Source organism: Arthrobacter sp. 05T420, assembly GCF_056396305.1.
This window is the reverse complement of the sequence record NZ_JBFTLG010000026.1, coordinates 42,311-56,496: the sequence shown is the minus strand read 5'-3', so window position 1 is coordinate 56,496 and position 14,186 is coordinate 42,311. Positions and strand designations below refer to the sequence as shown.

Annotated in this window: 7 protein-coding genes and 1 tRNA gene; 4 read left to right on the top strand and 4 right to left on the bottom strand. The window is 67.6% G+C overall.

Annotated elements, in window-relative coordinates:
* Positions 1-205: 205 nt before the first annotated feature.
* Entirely contained in the window at positions 206-2,485 is a 2,280-nt protein-coding gene (locus AC1DEM_RS20610; RefSeq protein WP_476886140.1) for a prolyl oligopeptidase family serine peptidase, read from the bottom strand.
* Between the two features lie 84 nt (positions 2,486-2,569).
* Between AC1DEM_RS20610 and AC1DEM_RS20605 the strand changes: the two genes are divergently transcribed.
* On the top strand, positions 2,570-4,795 hold the full coding sequence (locus AC1DEM_RS20605; RefSeq protein ID WP_476886139.1) for an FAD/NAD(P)-binding protein: 2,226 nt from the start codon (positions 2,570-2,572) through the stop codon (positions 4,793-4,795).
* Positions 4,796-5,024: 229 nt separating this feature from the next.
* Here the strand turns inward: AC1DEM_RS20605 and AC1DEM_RS20600 are convergent, their stop codons facing one another.
* Together AC1DEM_RS20600 and AC1DEM_RS20595 are read right to left on the bottom strand one after the other, a co-directional pair.
* On the bottom strand, positions 5,025-9,596 hold the full coding sequence (locus AC1DEM_RS20600) for an ExeM/NucH family extracellular endonuclease (RefSeq protein WP_476886138.1): 4,572 nt from the start codon (positions 9,594-9,596) through the stop codon (positions 5,025-5,027).
* Positions 9,597-10,002: 406 nt separating this feature from the next.
* Positions 10,003-10,806, bottom strand: a complete 804-nt coding sequence (locus AC1DEM_RS20595) for a VOC family protein (protein WP_476886137.1) — start codon at positions 10,804-10,806, stop codon at positions 10,003-10,005.
* A 655-nt stretch (positions 10,807-11,461) separates the two neighbouring features.
* Here AC1DEM_RS20595 and AC1DEM_RS20590 point away from each other — a divergent pair.
* The gene (locus AC1DEM_RS20590) at positions 11,462-12,052 is read left to right on the top strand and encodes an endonuclease domain-containing protein (RefSeq protein ID WP_476886136.1); all 591 of its coding nucleotides are present in this window, start codon (positions 11,462-11,464) and stop codon (positions 12,050-12,052) included.
* 193 nt (positions 12,053-12,245) lie between these two features.
* Here the strand turns inward: AC1DEM_RS20590 and AC1DEM_RS20585 are convergent.
* A tRNA-Ser gene (locus tag AC1DEM_RS20585) sits at positions 12,246-12,333 on the bottom strand.
* A 163-nt stretch (positions 12,334-12,496) separates the two neighbouring features.
* Between AC1DEM_RS20585 and AC1DEM_RS20580 the strand changes: the two genes are divergently transcribed.
* Positions 12,497-13,480, top strand: coding sequence for an NAD(P)H-quinone oxidoreductase (locus tag AC1DEM_RS20580; RefSeq protein WP_476886135.1), 984 nt, complete (start codon positions 12,497-12,499; stop codon positions 13,478-13,480).
* A 167-nt stretch (positions 13,481-13,647) separates the two neighbouring features.
* Positions 13,648-14,184 carry a PadR family transcriptional regulator gene (locus AC1DEM_RS20575; RefSeq protein WP_277526513.1) on the top strand — a complete coding sequence of 179 codons (537 nt, stop codon included), beginning with the start codon at positions 13,648-13,650 and terminating at the stop codon, positions 14,182-14,184.
* Positions 14,185-14,186: the final 2 nt, after the last annotated feature.

Sequence of the window (14,186 nt, the reverse complement as noted above, 5' to 3'; positions counted from 1 at the left end):
TCACACCCCCGAGGACCTCCGGCAGGTCGCCGCGAAACTCAACCGCCGGCCCCGGCCCACCCTGAACCTGGAAACCCCAGCCAACCGGCTGAACCAGCTGCTGCACGCAGCCTAACCCCCTGCGTTGCTCCCACTGATTGACTTTGCCGCGTCGGGATGGGGGCTAAGTGACCCCGCGATGCCCATTGCTTTCGGGGGTGCGGGATCAGGCCTCCCGGCCGGCCAGGGCCCGCCACAGGAAATGCTGGCTGCGGCTCTGCAGGGCAGCCGCCTGCCGGTTGTCCGAGGCCCCCGCGTGGCCGCCCTCGAGGGCTTCGTGGAACCAGACATTGGGGATGCCCATGGCCTGCATGCGGGCCGCCATCTTCCTGGCCTGGACCGGGCCCACCCGGTCATCCGAGGTGGCCGTCCAGATAAACGTCTCCGGGTAGTCCACGCCGTCTTTGAGCAGGTGGTACGGGGAGAACGTCTTCAGGAACTCCCACTGTTCCGGCACATCGGGGTCGCCGTATTCGCCGATCCAGGAATAGCCCGCGGAGAGTTTGGTGTACCGGCGCATGTCCAGGAGCGGGACCCCGCAGGACACGGCGCCGAACAGCTCCGGGTACTGCGTGAGCATGTTGCCCACCAGCAGTCCGCCGTTGGAGCCGCCCACGCAGCCGAGCCGCTCCCGGGACGTGACGCCGCGGGAGATCAGGTCCTTCGCCACGGCGGCGAAGTCCTCGTAGGCGCGGTGGCGGTTGCCCTGCAGCGCGGCGCGGTGCCAGGCCGGCCCGTACTCGCCGCCGCCGCGGATGTTCGCCACAACGTAGACGCCGCCGCGGCGGTGCGGGGCCTCACCCACGGCGCCGCTGGACTCCGCAGTCCGTCGCTCCAGCCACGCCCGGCCGATCGCGCCGCTGTATGCCGGAGTCCGCGAAATCTCGAAGCCGCCGTAGCCGGACAGCTGGGTGGGGTTCTGGCCGTCCAGCACCAGGTCCTTGGCGGCCACCTGGAAGTACGGAACCTTCGTCCCATCGCTTGAGATCGCGAAGTGCTGCTGGACTTCGTAGTCGGCCTCGTTGAAGAACGACGGCGAAGTCCGGATCACCTCGTGCGTACTGGTGACGGAGCCACCGTCGCGTCCAAGGGTCCCGCGGGTCACGGTGGTGGGCGTCGTGAAGCCGGTGGCCACGAGCCAGAAGTCGTTCCCTGCTCCCGGAGCCTCGCCCTCGGCCACCGAGGCGTCGCCGCCGGTGCCGTCGTCGTCCGAGCCCTCGGCGTCGTCTTCGTCATCCACCGCGAAAGCATTGACGTCGTGCAGGGGCGGGCAGGCGTCCAGCACGGTGGCCTCCCACGCGGCGTCCGTCCCCGGGCGCCGCGGATCCAGGACGTGGATTTCCGAGGACACGTCCCGGAGCAGGTTCAGCAGCAGGAAGTCCCTGGTCCAGCTCCAAGACTGCAGTGAGGTGTGCGGATCGGGCGTGAAGAGCACGGCGAGGTCCCTGGAACCGGCGAGGAAGTCCTCGAACCCGGCAGCGAGCAGGGAACCCGCCGGGTGCGTGGTGCCGTTGACGGTCCAGTCACGCTGCGGGCGGAACAGGAGCCATTCGCGGTGCGAACTCAGGTTCACGTCGGCGGGCACGTCGATCTGTAGCCACTGGCCGTCGCGCAGCACGGAGGTGTTCTTCTCGAAGAAGCTGATCCAGTCGACGGCGAATGTGCGTTCGAAGCCCGGAGTGGAGTCGTGGGCCACGATCGCCATCATGTGGTCCTCGGGAATCTCGAAAATCTGCTCTGCCTGCGCCAAGGAAGACCCCCGGTGCAGCTTCACCCCGGTCCGGGCATAGGACGAGGTGGTCTGTGGCAGGTCCTGGGCGGTGGTGGCGACGAGCAGGGTGTCCCCGTCCAGCCAGGAGGCGTTGCCCTTGCCGGTCGGGAGGTCGAATCCGCCGTCGGCCGGGTCCACGAAGCCGCGGGCCTCGACGTCGAACTCCCTGTGGCGGTTCGCGTCCCCGCCGTCGGGCGAGAAGGCCAGCAGGGCCCGCCGGTGCGGTTCACCCGGGCCCGGACGGAGGAAGTTGGCGCCGTGGAAGACCCAGTCCTGGCCCTCGGCAGCGGCGAGGGCGTCGACATCCAGCAGGACATCCCACTCTGGAGTCCCGGCCCGGTAGCTGTCCCAGCTGGTTCGGCGCCACAGGCCCTTGGGGTTGTCCCGGTCCTTCCAAAAGTTGTAGTACCACTCGCCGTGCTTGCCCACCATGGGGATCCGGTCGGTGGAGTCGAGGACCTCCAGGATCCTGCCCTCCAGGGCGGCGTACTCGGTATCTTCGAGGAGCTCCTCGGTGCGGGCGTTCTGTTCACGGACCCACGCCAGCTGCTCCTGGCCGTAGATGTCCTCCAGCCAGATGTTCTCGTCGACGGGTTCGGGGGAAGTCCCTGCCGCCGGGAGGGCGCCGCTGGCTTGGCCGGACGCGGACGGGTGATCAGCTTCTGTGGTGGTCATTTCTCAATCCAAGAACATCGGTGCGGCAGTAGCAAGTCACGCCGGCGTCAAGCCAGCGGCCGGGTTGCCGATACGCTGGATGCCGTGGGCACATCGCGAAGCATCCGGACGGCAGTGATAGGCGCCGGTCCCCGGGGCACGAGCGTGCTGGAACGGCTCCTCGCCAATTGGGCCTCCGCCGGCGCCGGGGGAACCCTGCACGTCGACGTGATCGACCCCTACCCGGCGGGCCCGGGGCACGTCTGGCAGCCCGGACAGTCGCGGCTGTACCTGATGAACACACAATCCTTCTACCCCACCCTGGTCCCCGAGGACCCGGAACTTGCTCCGCCACTTGCCGGGCACACGTTCGACCAGTGGCGCGAACTCCAGCAGGGCCACCCCCAGCCAGCACTCACTGACGAGGAACGCGACGAGGTGTCCAGGCTCGGCGAGGCGGACTTCCCCAGCCGGGCCCTCTATGGCCGTTACCTGCGGTCCACCCTCGAAGAACTACTCTCCGTGCTGCCGGCCGGCGTCAGCGTGGACTTCCACCCGGCGACGGCGACCTCCGTCCGTCACGCCGCCGCCGAGCCGGTCGACCCGGCGGACGCCGCCCCTGCGGAATCGTCGGTGCGGTTCGACGTCGTGCTCGACGACGGGACGGTGCTTACCGTCGACTCCGTGGTGCTTGCCATGGGCCATCTGGACGCACGGCTGAACGCCGAACAGCGGGAGCTGCTCTCCGCTGCGGAGGAACTCGGACTCCTGTACGTCCCGCCTGCGGCGCCCGCCGACGTCGACTGGTCCGTGGTGCCGGCCGGAAAACCTGTCCTGGTGCGCGGCATGGGCCTGAACTTCTTCGACGTGATGGGACAGCTGACGGAAGGGCGCGGCGGCCGGTTCGTTGCCGGGGAAAGCAACACAGAACTGACGTACCTGCCATCCGGCCGCGAGCCGCTCATCATCGCCGCCTCGCGCCGCGGAACCCCGTACCGGGCGAAGGCGACGCTTACCGGCTACTACCCGGGCGAGGTCCAGTTGCGGTACTGCACCGAGGACGCGATCGCGAAGTTCGCCGAATCCGGAATCCGGCCCTCTTTCGACTTCGACCTCTGGCCGCTGCTGCACCGGGACGCGATCTGGGCCTACTACTCGACCCTCGCGCGCTCGCAGCCCGATGCCATCCTGACCGGGCCGGTCGAGTTCCTGCGCGCCCTGGAGGAGGCCCTACGGCCGCACGCTCACTCGACCGCTAAGTGGGAGAACGCCGCGGAATCGGTGATTTCCGTCCATGTCCGGGCAGCCCACCGTCTGGACCTGCTCGGTCTCGCGGCGCCCCTGGCCCGGCGCTCGTTTGGCTCCCGGATTGAACTGGACGCCGCCGTCGTCGACTACCTTCTCGACGACGCCCTGCGCTCGGCACTGGGCGAGGACGACCCCGTGAAGATGGCGATCGGCGCGCTGCACCACGGCCGGGCGGTACTGAAGACCGCCGTGGCCGACAGCGGCATCACGGACGAATCCTGGGTCGCGGGCCTCCGCGGCTGGTTCGAATCCTTCGTCGAAGGCCTGGCTAGCGGGCCGCCGGCGCTGCGCGCTGAGCAGCTCGCGGCGCTGGCCCGGGCGGGAGTCGTACGCTTTGTGGGTCCGGACCCCAAATTCGGCGTGGACCGCCGGGCCCGGACGTTCACGGCGGCGTCGCCCTGGGTGGGCGGCGAAACCGATGAGACCCTGGGCGAAGGGTCAGAGGGCGCCGGACTGGACAGCGCTGGACTGGACAGGGCCGGACTGGACCGTGTGGGCGTGGGCTCTGTTAGTGCTGGCGCCGGGGCTTCCGCTGGCGCGAGTGCGGTCGGCGCGAGTGTTGGCGCTGGCAGCGGCGTCGTGGGTGGCGCGGGCATGCACAGCGCCGCTGTTCGGGGCCCTGGCTCAGCGAGGGCGCGGACGGAGAGCGCCGTGCCGGGTGCGGTGTCCGCGACGGCGATGATCGAGGCCCTGGCACCGGCCAACCGGGTAGCCGTCAATTCCTCGCCTCTGCTGGAACAGCTGCTCGCCGAGGGGTTGGTGCGGCCGCGCCTCATGATGACCGTGGAGGGAACCCCGGTGGAGACCTCCGGGCTGGAGGTCGTCCCGCATCCGTATCGGCCGGTGGGTGCCAACGGGTCCGTGACGCCGGGACTCTACGTGTTGGGGCTCCAGCTCTCCGCCACGCAATGGGGAACGGCCATTGCCGCCGAGGCCCGGCCGAAGTCAGGCCCCGTCTACCGCAGCGGACAGCGTACCCTCCGCGACGCCGACGAGATCGCCCGCGACATCCTGGCTCATTAGCCCGCCCTCGACCGGTTCTCAGGAACGGACATGTCCTTCCTTGGGGCCGGGCACTGGACATGTGGTGCTTATGTCCAGTGCTGCGGGCCAAGGATGGACATGACCCGTGGTTAGCCTGCCTCGCAAAAACGGACATGCCCTTCCTTGGGGCCGGGCACTGGACACGTGGTGCTTATGTCCAGTGCTGCGGGCCAGGGGAGGGCATGTCCACTGATGCGGTGCTACGCGCCTAGCCCTTGAGGCACTTCTGGTACTGGATCCATGCAATTGAATACTTGATCCAGCCGAACACGTCGTACCACTTCGTCGGCTTGACCGGAGGCGTGCACTTTGGCGGGACGGGGACGCTGGCCGCGACCAACGCGGCCGCTTTCACTACGGTGCCGGATTCGACGGCGGTGAGCGCCAGGGTGCCCGTGCCTGCGGCGGCGCCGGCCGGAACCAACACACTCACATTGGCGGCGCCGGCGCTCACCGGTACCGTGCCAAGGGACGTCACCTTACCTGCAGCATCCGTGAACTCGACGCGCAGCGAGGCGTTCACCGGGCTGCCCAGCGAGGTGAGGTCCAGCTTCGAAACGGCCAGGGTGATGGATTCCCCGCCCTTGACCTCGGCCGCCGTCGTGTTCACCACGGCCACGGAGCGTCGGGCGAAGTCGGGCGAGACCGGGTTGTGGGTCTGCAAGTACTTGATCCAGGCATCGCGGTCCACGAGCCCTGAGTCCTTGGTGCCTGCGCCTTCCTTGAAGATGCGGAAGTTGTCGCCACCGGTGGCCAGGAAGTTGAACGTCCCGATCCGGTAGGACTTTGCCGGGTCAATCACTGCACCGTTGACCCGGATCGAGGTGATCCGGTCACCGGCGGCGCGGGCGGCGTCGTAGGTGTAGTTCACATTCTTGGACAGGCCCAGCTGCTGGTACGCGCGGCTGGGAACCGTGCCGTCCGGGTTGGTCTGCCACTGCTGCTCCAGCAGGGTCTTGAACTGGGCACCGGTGAGGGACGTGGTCCACAGATTGTTCACGAACGGCAGTACCGCGTTGGCCTCGGCGTACGTGATGGTGCCGTCGGGCGCGTAGTACAGCTCGTTGCGCAGGCCGCCGGGGTTGACGACGCCGATTTCGGCGGAGCCGAGGTCCGGCGCCTTCAGCGCATCCACCAGGGAGTCCGCCACCAGGTTGCCGAGAGTGGACTCGCTGGCCCGGTCATCGCGCACGGCCGGGGAACCGGCGAACGCCGTGGTGATATCCGCGGTGACCTTCCCGACTGGCTGGTTGCCGACCACGGCGGCGTCGGCCAGGGCCTTGTCCACGATGGTCTTCACGGCCGCGACCCGCGGGTACTGCGCCACCAGGTCGGCAGCCGGCTGCGCGGCGCTGGTGGTGCGCTGGACGTTGCCGGCCTTGTACCCGGTCACCGACATGGTCTTGGTGTCGATGGTCAGCTGGATCTGGCCGATGAACTCGCCGTAGTTTCCGGTCTGGACGATCGGGCGGGTCCTGCCGGTGGGCTGGCCTGCCGCATCCAGGATGGGCGCGTCCCAGGAGTACTGCTTGTGGGTGTGGCCGTTGAAGATCGCGGCAACATCCGGGGTGACCTTCTGGACCATCTTGGCGAAGGGGCCGCCGGCGGCGATTTCCTGCTCCAAAGTGGCGCCGTCGGGCGCGCCTGACCCGGCGCCGTCGTGGTTCTCCGCGATGATGACGTCGGCGAGTTTGTCCGCCTTGATCTTTGCCGCGACCCGGTTGATGGCGTCGACGGGATCGCCGAACTCAAGGTCCGCAATGCCCGAGGGTGTGACCAGGGAGGGCACTTCCTGCGTGACGGTGCCGATCACGGCCACCTTGACGCCGTTCATGTCCAGGACGGTGTATTCCGGCAGGACCGGGGTGGTGGTGCCTTTCGCATAGACGCTGGCGCCCAGGTACGGGAACTTGGCGTTGGTCCCGCCGGCGGTGACGCGGTCGCGCAGGTCAGCCCAGCCGCCGTCGAACTCGTGGTTGCCCACCGCGGAGGTGCGCAGGTCCAGCGCGTTCAGCACGTCAATCGTCGGCTGGTCCTTGGCCACCGCTGAGGCGAACAAGGAGGCGCCGATGTTGTCGCCGGCCGAAATGAACGCCGTGGCGCCCGGGGCGGCGGCGGCGCGCAACTTCTCGATGGTCCCAGCGAAGAACACGGTGTTGGAATCGATGCGGCCGTGGAAGTCGTTGATGCCCAGGAAGTTCAGCTCCACGCTGGCCGGGGTGACGGGCAAGTTCAGGCCCACCACCACCGGATCGTGGTCGCTGGCGCGGAACTGGTCCGGAGCGTAGTAGTCGGTGACGTTGTTGTTGTAGCGGCTGTACTCCAGGGCCACGGACTCCACGGAGTTGATGTTCCAGATGTCCGCGCCGGTGACGGCGGCGTTGGCCGCCGGCGAGGCGAGGATGTGATCCAGCGAGCCCACGAGGCCGCCGAACAGATAGGAATGCTTGGCAGAACCGTCGGCGTTTTTCGCCTTCTCGTCCTGGTTGACGTATCCGGCGCCCGTGAGGACGTTGATCGGGTCTTCCTTGGCGTAGGAGTTGAAGTCGCCGATCAGGAAGACCTTGTCGGTGCCCTTGGACTTCTGCAGTTCGTCGGAGAACGCCAGCAGGGACTTGGCCTGGGCGGTGCGGGCGAGGTTGGAGGCGCCCTGGCCCTTGTCGGTGTCCTCCGGTGTGGCGGCGGAACCCTTGGACTTGAAGTGGTTGGCGATCGCGATGAACTTCTTGTCATCGGCGGCGCCCACGGGCTTGAAGACCTGGGCCATCGGCTTGCGGGCGCTGGCGAAAGCGACCGTGTCGTTGTGGATGATGGACTCGCCGATCGGTTCCGCGGCAGCTTTCTTGTAGATGAACGCGGTGCGGATCATGTCTTCATCGGCCAGCGGGGGTGCGTTGGCGGGCGTACGGACATAATCCCAGATCCCCGGGGTGGCGATGTTGAGCGCATCCACCAGCTTGGCGAGCGCGTCGTCCCGGGTCTTGCCGAACTGGGCAGAGTTTTCGACCTCCATCAGGGTGACGACGTCGGCCCCGGACTTGGAGATGGCGGCGACAATCTTGTCCTGCTGCCGTTTGAGGTTTTCCGCGTTCGCGGCGCCGCGGACGTCGCAGCCGCCCTTGACTGTGATGGGGTTGCCGTCCCGGTCCGGGTAGAAGGTGCAGCCCGCCACCTGGTCGCCCGTGGTGGGGAAGTAGTTGAGCACGTTGAAGGAGGCGAGCTTGAGGTTCCCGCCCACGGCGGCCGGAGTGTCCGCCCGGGTGGCGCCGAAGCTTGCCGGCTGGACGGTGTCCGCGTTGGCGGACGTCAGCTGGGTCAGGGGCTGGAACTTCCAGGCACTGTTCGCATAGCTGAGCACCACGTTGGTTTTGAACGTCACGGGCGCGCCGACCCGGACGTGATCGGCCCGGGTCAGATACGGGAGCACCTGGGCCTTGGTGGCGGCGTCCTTGAGGAAGTTCGTGGTGGCGCCGTCGTCGAGCTTGATGCCGCGGGCGGCGTTGGCCGCGACCGTGGCCGTGTACTCCGCGGAGCCGAAAGGCGCGACGGCGGTGGGCTGTACCAGGGCTGTGCTGCCGCCGGCCAGGCCGATCTCGCCGTACTGGTTCAGCGAGAAGTTGTCCGCCACAGTGACCGGACCCTGCGGGGTGAGCAGCATGCCTTCGAGGGACTCGCGGAAGGCCTCGTCGGCGGGGAGGGCGAAGCCGGTGGCCTTGACCTCGGGGGCGGCCTCGGTAAGCTTCTTCAGATCGGCCGCCGCGGTGACGTTCAGCTGGGTCATGCCGAAGAATTCGCTGACTGCGCCGGTGAGTTCGACGTAGTCACCGATCCTGACGGAGCCGACCGTGGACGGCGAGTAGACGAACACAGCGTCCGACGCCGCGTGGTTGGTCGGCGTGAGATCGCCGCCCGTGCCGGGCGTCTGGACGTAGTAGCCGGCAAAGCCGCCGGTGGGGAACGTGGCAGTGACCCTGCCGCGCGTGGTGACAACTGATCCGGCCAGCGGGCTCGCGGCGCCGTTGCCCTGGATTTCGGCAATGGTCTTGGCGGCCGGGGGAGTGCCCGGGCCCGGATCCACAGGCGGGTCTACGGGAGGGTCGACAGGAGCGGGGGCGGCGCCATTGGCGGCCTTCGGCGTGATGGCCGCGTTGAGCGTGGCGTCCGCGGAGTTGTTGTTGGTGTCCGCGCCGTTGCTGCGGTTCAGGCTCTTGACGTCGGTATTACCCGACGGCGCGGCGGCCGCCTGCATCTCGAACGTGTTGGAGGTGCCGTAACCGAGCAGGTCGGCGACATTGGCCGGTTCAATGACTGAGCCGGTCGGCAGCGGGTTGAGCGCGCCGGCCTGCCTGGCCAGCACGATCGTGCCGCCAGCCCCGGCAGGATTGAAACCGGTGGCGGTGGCGTCTGCGGTCGGCAGGTCCGCGCCGGCCGTGCCGTTGCTGCCGCCCTTAAGCAGGTAGTAGCCCTTGGCGGGGATACTCCCGGTCAGGGCAGCCACCGAGCTCGGCGTCCCGGTCCCGGTGCCGGAGCGGTACTGGAGGGACCAGCCCTCCAGCGAGACGGGCTCATCGGAGCCGTTGTAGAGCTCGACGAACTTGTTCTTAAAGGCCGCGCCGGAGCTGCCGCCGCTGAGGTAGGCCTCGTTAATGACCACCGGCGAGGTTCCGGTTGCCGCCGGGGCGGCCTCCACGGCATTGGCCGGCACCGCCGCCAGCGGAGCCGCGATAAGCGCCGCCGACAAGGCTGTGCCAAGCACTGTTTTCCAAGGTGTTGGTTTCATCCGCTCTAACTCTCATTAGGGTGCCCCGGGTAAGAGGCAGGGTGCCGTTAAAGGCAGGGTGCAGTGCGTCCGCAGGGTGCAGCGGACAATGGCCGGCCTGAACTCCTGGTCAAGTCGCGCCGGGCCCATCCAAACAGGGGTGAATGAACAACGCATGGAATAAACGTGCATTCGGCGGGACGTCCCCCAGCGAGACGCGCCGCAGCCTTCCCGGAGCGGCTCGAAAGCCCCGGGCAATGGTGACTGGTGTTGCAGGTGAGCGGCAGCCGGGTGCCTCCACCGGACGCTCCACAGCAGAATACCGGCCAGTAGCCCTTGGGAAAGGGTCTGGCCGGTATTTCTTACAACAATTTTTGTAATTAGGTGGGACGGGCCCTCCGGCCCCGCTCCATCTAGGCGTGCGGGGCTAGGCGTCCGCGGCGGGCTGATCGCCCTGTCCGGTATCAGCCACGATCTTGAACATGGCACCGGTGGGGTCGGTCAGCGTGGCAAGCCGTCCGAACGGGGTGTCGTCCGGTCCGTCGATCACCTTGGCGCCCAGGGCGAGGGCCTGCGCGATCGTGGCGTCGGTGTCCGCTACGGCGAAGTAGACCTGCCAGTTGGACGGGACCTCGGCGGGGAGGTAGGCCGAAGCATCCATGATCCCGGCCTTGGCCGCCTGGCCTGCGCCCAGTGTGGTGTAACGGAATTCCGGAGTGTCGGACATGACGTCGGTGTCCCAGCCGAACACGTCCTGGTAGAACTTGACGGCGGCGGCGTAATCCTTGGTGTGGAGCTCGTGCCAGGCCGGGGCGCCGGGCTCGGCCGCCAGTTCGTAGCCCGTCATTTCAGCCGGCTGCCAGACGCCGACCGACGCGCCGGTGGCGTCCGCGATCATCGCCATGCTGCCCTGCTCGGGAACCTCCATGGGCTGCATGTAGACCTGGCCGCCGTGCTCCGTGGCGGCTTTGACGGTGGCGGCGGCATCCTCCGAGCGCAGGTACGTGGACCACATGTCCGGCCAGGCGGACTGATCCGCCTGCTTCTGCATCAGGCCGGCCACGGACTTGCCGTCCTTCCAGGCAGTGATGTAGCCGCCGTATTTTTCTTCGTCGCCGGTCTGGTAGGTCCAGCCGAACAACGCCGCGTAGAACGACTTGGCCGTCTCGGCATCGGATGTCATGAGGTCGATCCAGCACGGTGCGCCGTTGGAGTGGTCGGGTGTAGGCATGAGGGCTCCTGCTCTCTGCGGCGGCACGGGCATCGTTGTGCGGCCGCCGGGCTCTGGTGGGTGGTGGAGAAGGGGTTGGAGACTTGGTGGTGGAGACACAGAGAGACTATGACGGGGCACCGACACTTTCAATGGCCCGGCAGGGGGAGCTGCCGTTGGCGGGCAGATTAGGGCGAATACGGGTCCCGGATCCGCCCTGACCTGCCCGTCAGATGAACTTGCCCCCTGCGGCGCTCGTAGTCGGCCACCGAGCCTGTGGATAACGGGGAACGCGCGGGTGCTCAATGTGGCCTAATGGTCCAATGGCGACGGCTAAACCCTTGCCTAGCGCACTGTCGGCAGGTTCCTTTACGATCGGCGAGGGGCGCCTCCACGGCCTGTCACCCGGACGGATCAAGGCTCGTGATCTCCACGTGCCCAGCCGCGGCATCAGGGTTCCGGCAACCCAGGGGCAGTCGCTGCTCGCCCGAGCCCGGCCGTACACGCAGTTGGGCCCGCCGGATGCCGTAAGTTTCTATTCCGCGGCCCAGGTCCACGCTTTCCGCATGCCTGACGCGTGGGGACCCGCCTTCCGCCGTCGGCCCACTTGCTTCACCTGACTCGGAATGGATCCGCTGCTCCCCGCCGAAAGGGGGTGGTTGGTCACCGCGCGACCTTGGACCCTTCCGACGTCGTGCGCCGTGCGGGCGTGCCAGTGACGAGCGAGGCCCGTACCCTGCTGGACTTGGCCGGAACCGGCCACCTGACCCTTGAGGACCTCGTGGTCATTGCCGAGGGCCTGGTGTGTGAGCATCTCCGCTGGCCGCACTCGAAAACTGCGCAGCTTCCCCTGACGGATCTCCGGGACTACACAGCACGCCAGCGCTGCGCGGCCGGTCTTCCATTGCTCCGGAAGGCGCTCACGCTGGTGCGGGTGGGCGTCGATTCACCGCCGGAGACACGGTTGCGCCTGCTCTTTGGCCGCTCCGGATTGCCGCGCCTTGAGCCGGATTTCGTGCTGATCGACGAGCAAGGACTCCCTTTGTGGGTGGATCTTGGGTGCCCGGACTACAAGCTTGCGGTTGAGTACGACGGCGGACATCACCTGACGCCAGCCCAGCCTCAGGCAGACGCGCTCCGTGCCGAACGCACTATTGGCGCGGGGTGGCGCCAACTTGTGCTCAGCAACGTGGATGTCAGGGCCGGTGAGGCCTGGGTGCTGGTGCGCGTGAGGCAGGCGTTGCGGGCACAGGGGTGGCCCGGCTGAGGTCCTCCGCGCTCCTGGCTCATGGCGGTAGGCAGACGGCTGCAGGGCAGATCAGGGCGAATACCGGGGATGGATGCGCCCTGATCTGCCCCCAGAATGCGACCGCCCCCCGAAACCGCAATGGGGGCAGCGGCCACAGCGCAAAAATGCCCCCGTTTCCGGCATGAAATGCAGGAAACGGGGGCATTGTTCGCGGAAGGTAAGAGATTCGAACTCTTGGTACGGGGTCACCGCACACTGGTTTTCAAGACCAGCTCCATCGGCCGCTCGGACAACCTTCCCTAACGAGTAGTCTTTCATAGGCAGTCGGCTGCAACAAAAACCATAAACACGGTGCGCTTGCGGACGCGTGCCGTTCCCCGCCATATTCTGGGGAGTGATGTTGATCGGACCTGGCGATCGCGGCGAACGTGCGCGGAGCCAGTTAGGAATCGGGAGTGCTCCATGAAGGCTGTCTACATTTCAGAGCCCGGCGGACCCGAGGTCCTGGAAGTCCGTGAGGTTCAGGCCCCGGTGGCCGGCCCCGGCGAGGTGCTGATCGACGTCGTGGCCGCGGGCCTTAACCGTGCCGATGTCCAACAGCGCAAAGGGCTCTACCCTCCGCCCCCGGGTGCCTCCGAGGTCCCCGGGCTGGAGGTCTCCGGCCGGATTGCAGGGTTCGGCCCGGGGGTAACCAAGGCATTTTCCGTGGGGGACAAGGTGGTGGCGCTGCTCGCCGGAGGCGGTTATGCCCAGCAAGTGGCTGTTCCTGCCGGGCAGGTCCTGAGGATCCCCGACGGCGTGGATCTGGTCACCGCGGCAGCGTTGCCCGAGGTCGCGGCGACGGTCTATTCCAACCTGATCATGACGGCGCAGCTGCAGCCGGGCGAAACGGTCCTGATCCATGGGGCCACGGGCGGTATTGGCACCATGGCCATCCAGCTGGCCAAGGCGGTTGGCGCCCGGGTGGCGACCACGGCGGGGAACGCGGAAAAGGTCGGCACAGCCAAGGCCTTCCTCGGTGCGGACATCGCCATCAACTACGCGGAGGAAGACTTCCCGGCGAGCCTGCGCGCGCAGAACGGCGGCAAAGGCGCAGATGTCATCCTCGACGTCGTCGGAGCCAGATACCTCGAGCAGAACATCGATGCGCTCGCCGACTACGGGCGGCTCGTGGTGATCGGGCTGCAGGGCGGTGCGAGGGCGGAACTGGACCTTGGGCAGCTGTTGCGGAAGCGGGCCGCCATCATCGCCACCGCGCTGCGTCCCCGCCCGGTCGAGGAAAAGACCGTGATCATGAACGCCGTCCGCGACGCCGTGTGGCCTATGCTCACTGACGGCAGGATCAGGCCCCTCGTGGCCAAGACCTTCCCGCTGGCCCAGGTGGCCGCCGCGCACACGTACTTCGATTCCGGCGACCATGTGGGCAAGGTCCTGCTGGTCATGTAGCAGGGCACCGGCTGGATTAAACCGCAGGCCGGGAGCTACTTATTCCGTCCGGAGCATGCGTTGTTTTGCGGCAGGGGCAGTAAAAGCGATAGCGTAGGTCCATACGCGGTATACACGCGTCTTGGGGCGCGTGTATGCTGTGTGGTTTCGTGACCTCCGGGAGCGCCATGTCTATCCGTCACAGTCTCCTCGCCCTCTTGCAGGACCGCCCGCGCTACGGCTACCAGCTCAGGACCGAATTCGAGGACCGCACGGGTTCCTCCTGGCCGCTGAACATCGGGCAGGTCTACACCACCCTTGACCGGCTGGAACGCGACGGGCTGGTCCGCAACGACGGCGGCGACGGCGACGGGCACGTCATCTACAGCATCACCACGGCCGGCCAGGCAGAAGTCCGTGACTGGTTCGCGGCCCCGGTATCCCGAGCGAACCCGCCCCGCAATGAACTGGCTATCAAGCTCGCGGTCGGCCTCACGATCCCCGGGACCGACGTCGGCGCCATCATCCAGGCCCAGCGGGCCGTGTCCATCCGGGCGCTGCAGGAGTACACAAAGTCCCGCCGCGACACGGCCGCGCTCCAGCGCCCGGCCGACACCGCGAGGCTCCTGGTGCTGGACTCCCTCATCTTCCAGACCGAAGCCGAAGTGCGCTGGCTGGACCTCTGCGAGGCCCGCCTCATGCAGCTCAGCAACCTCCAGGGGTAGCC

Excerpts from the sequence above, each read along its gene's own strand:
- AC1DEM_RS20610 (WP_476886140.1), bottom strand. The coding sequence starts at position 2,485 with ATGACCACCACAGAAGCTGATCACCCGTCCGCGTCCGGCCAAGCCAGC.
- AC1DEM_RS20600 (WP_476886138.1), bottom strand. The coding sequence starts at position 9,596 with ATGAAACCAACACCTTGGAAAACAGTGCTTGGCACAGCCTTGTCGGCG.
- AC1DEM_RS20595 (WP_476886137.1), bottom strand. The coding sequence starts at position 10,806 with ATGCCTACACCCGACCACTCCAACGGCGCACCGTGCTGGATCGACCTC.
- AC1DEM_RS20580 (WP_476886135.1), top strand. The coding sequence starts at position 12,497 with ATGAAGGCTGTCTACATTTCAGAGCCCGGCGGACCCGAGGTCCTGGAA.
- AC1DEM_RS20575 (WP_277526513.1), top strand. The coding sequence starts at position 13,648 with ATGTCTATCCGTCACAGTCTCCTCGCCCTCTTGCAGGACCGCCCGCGC.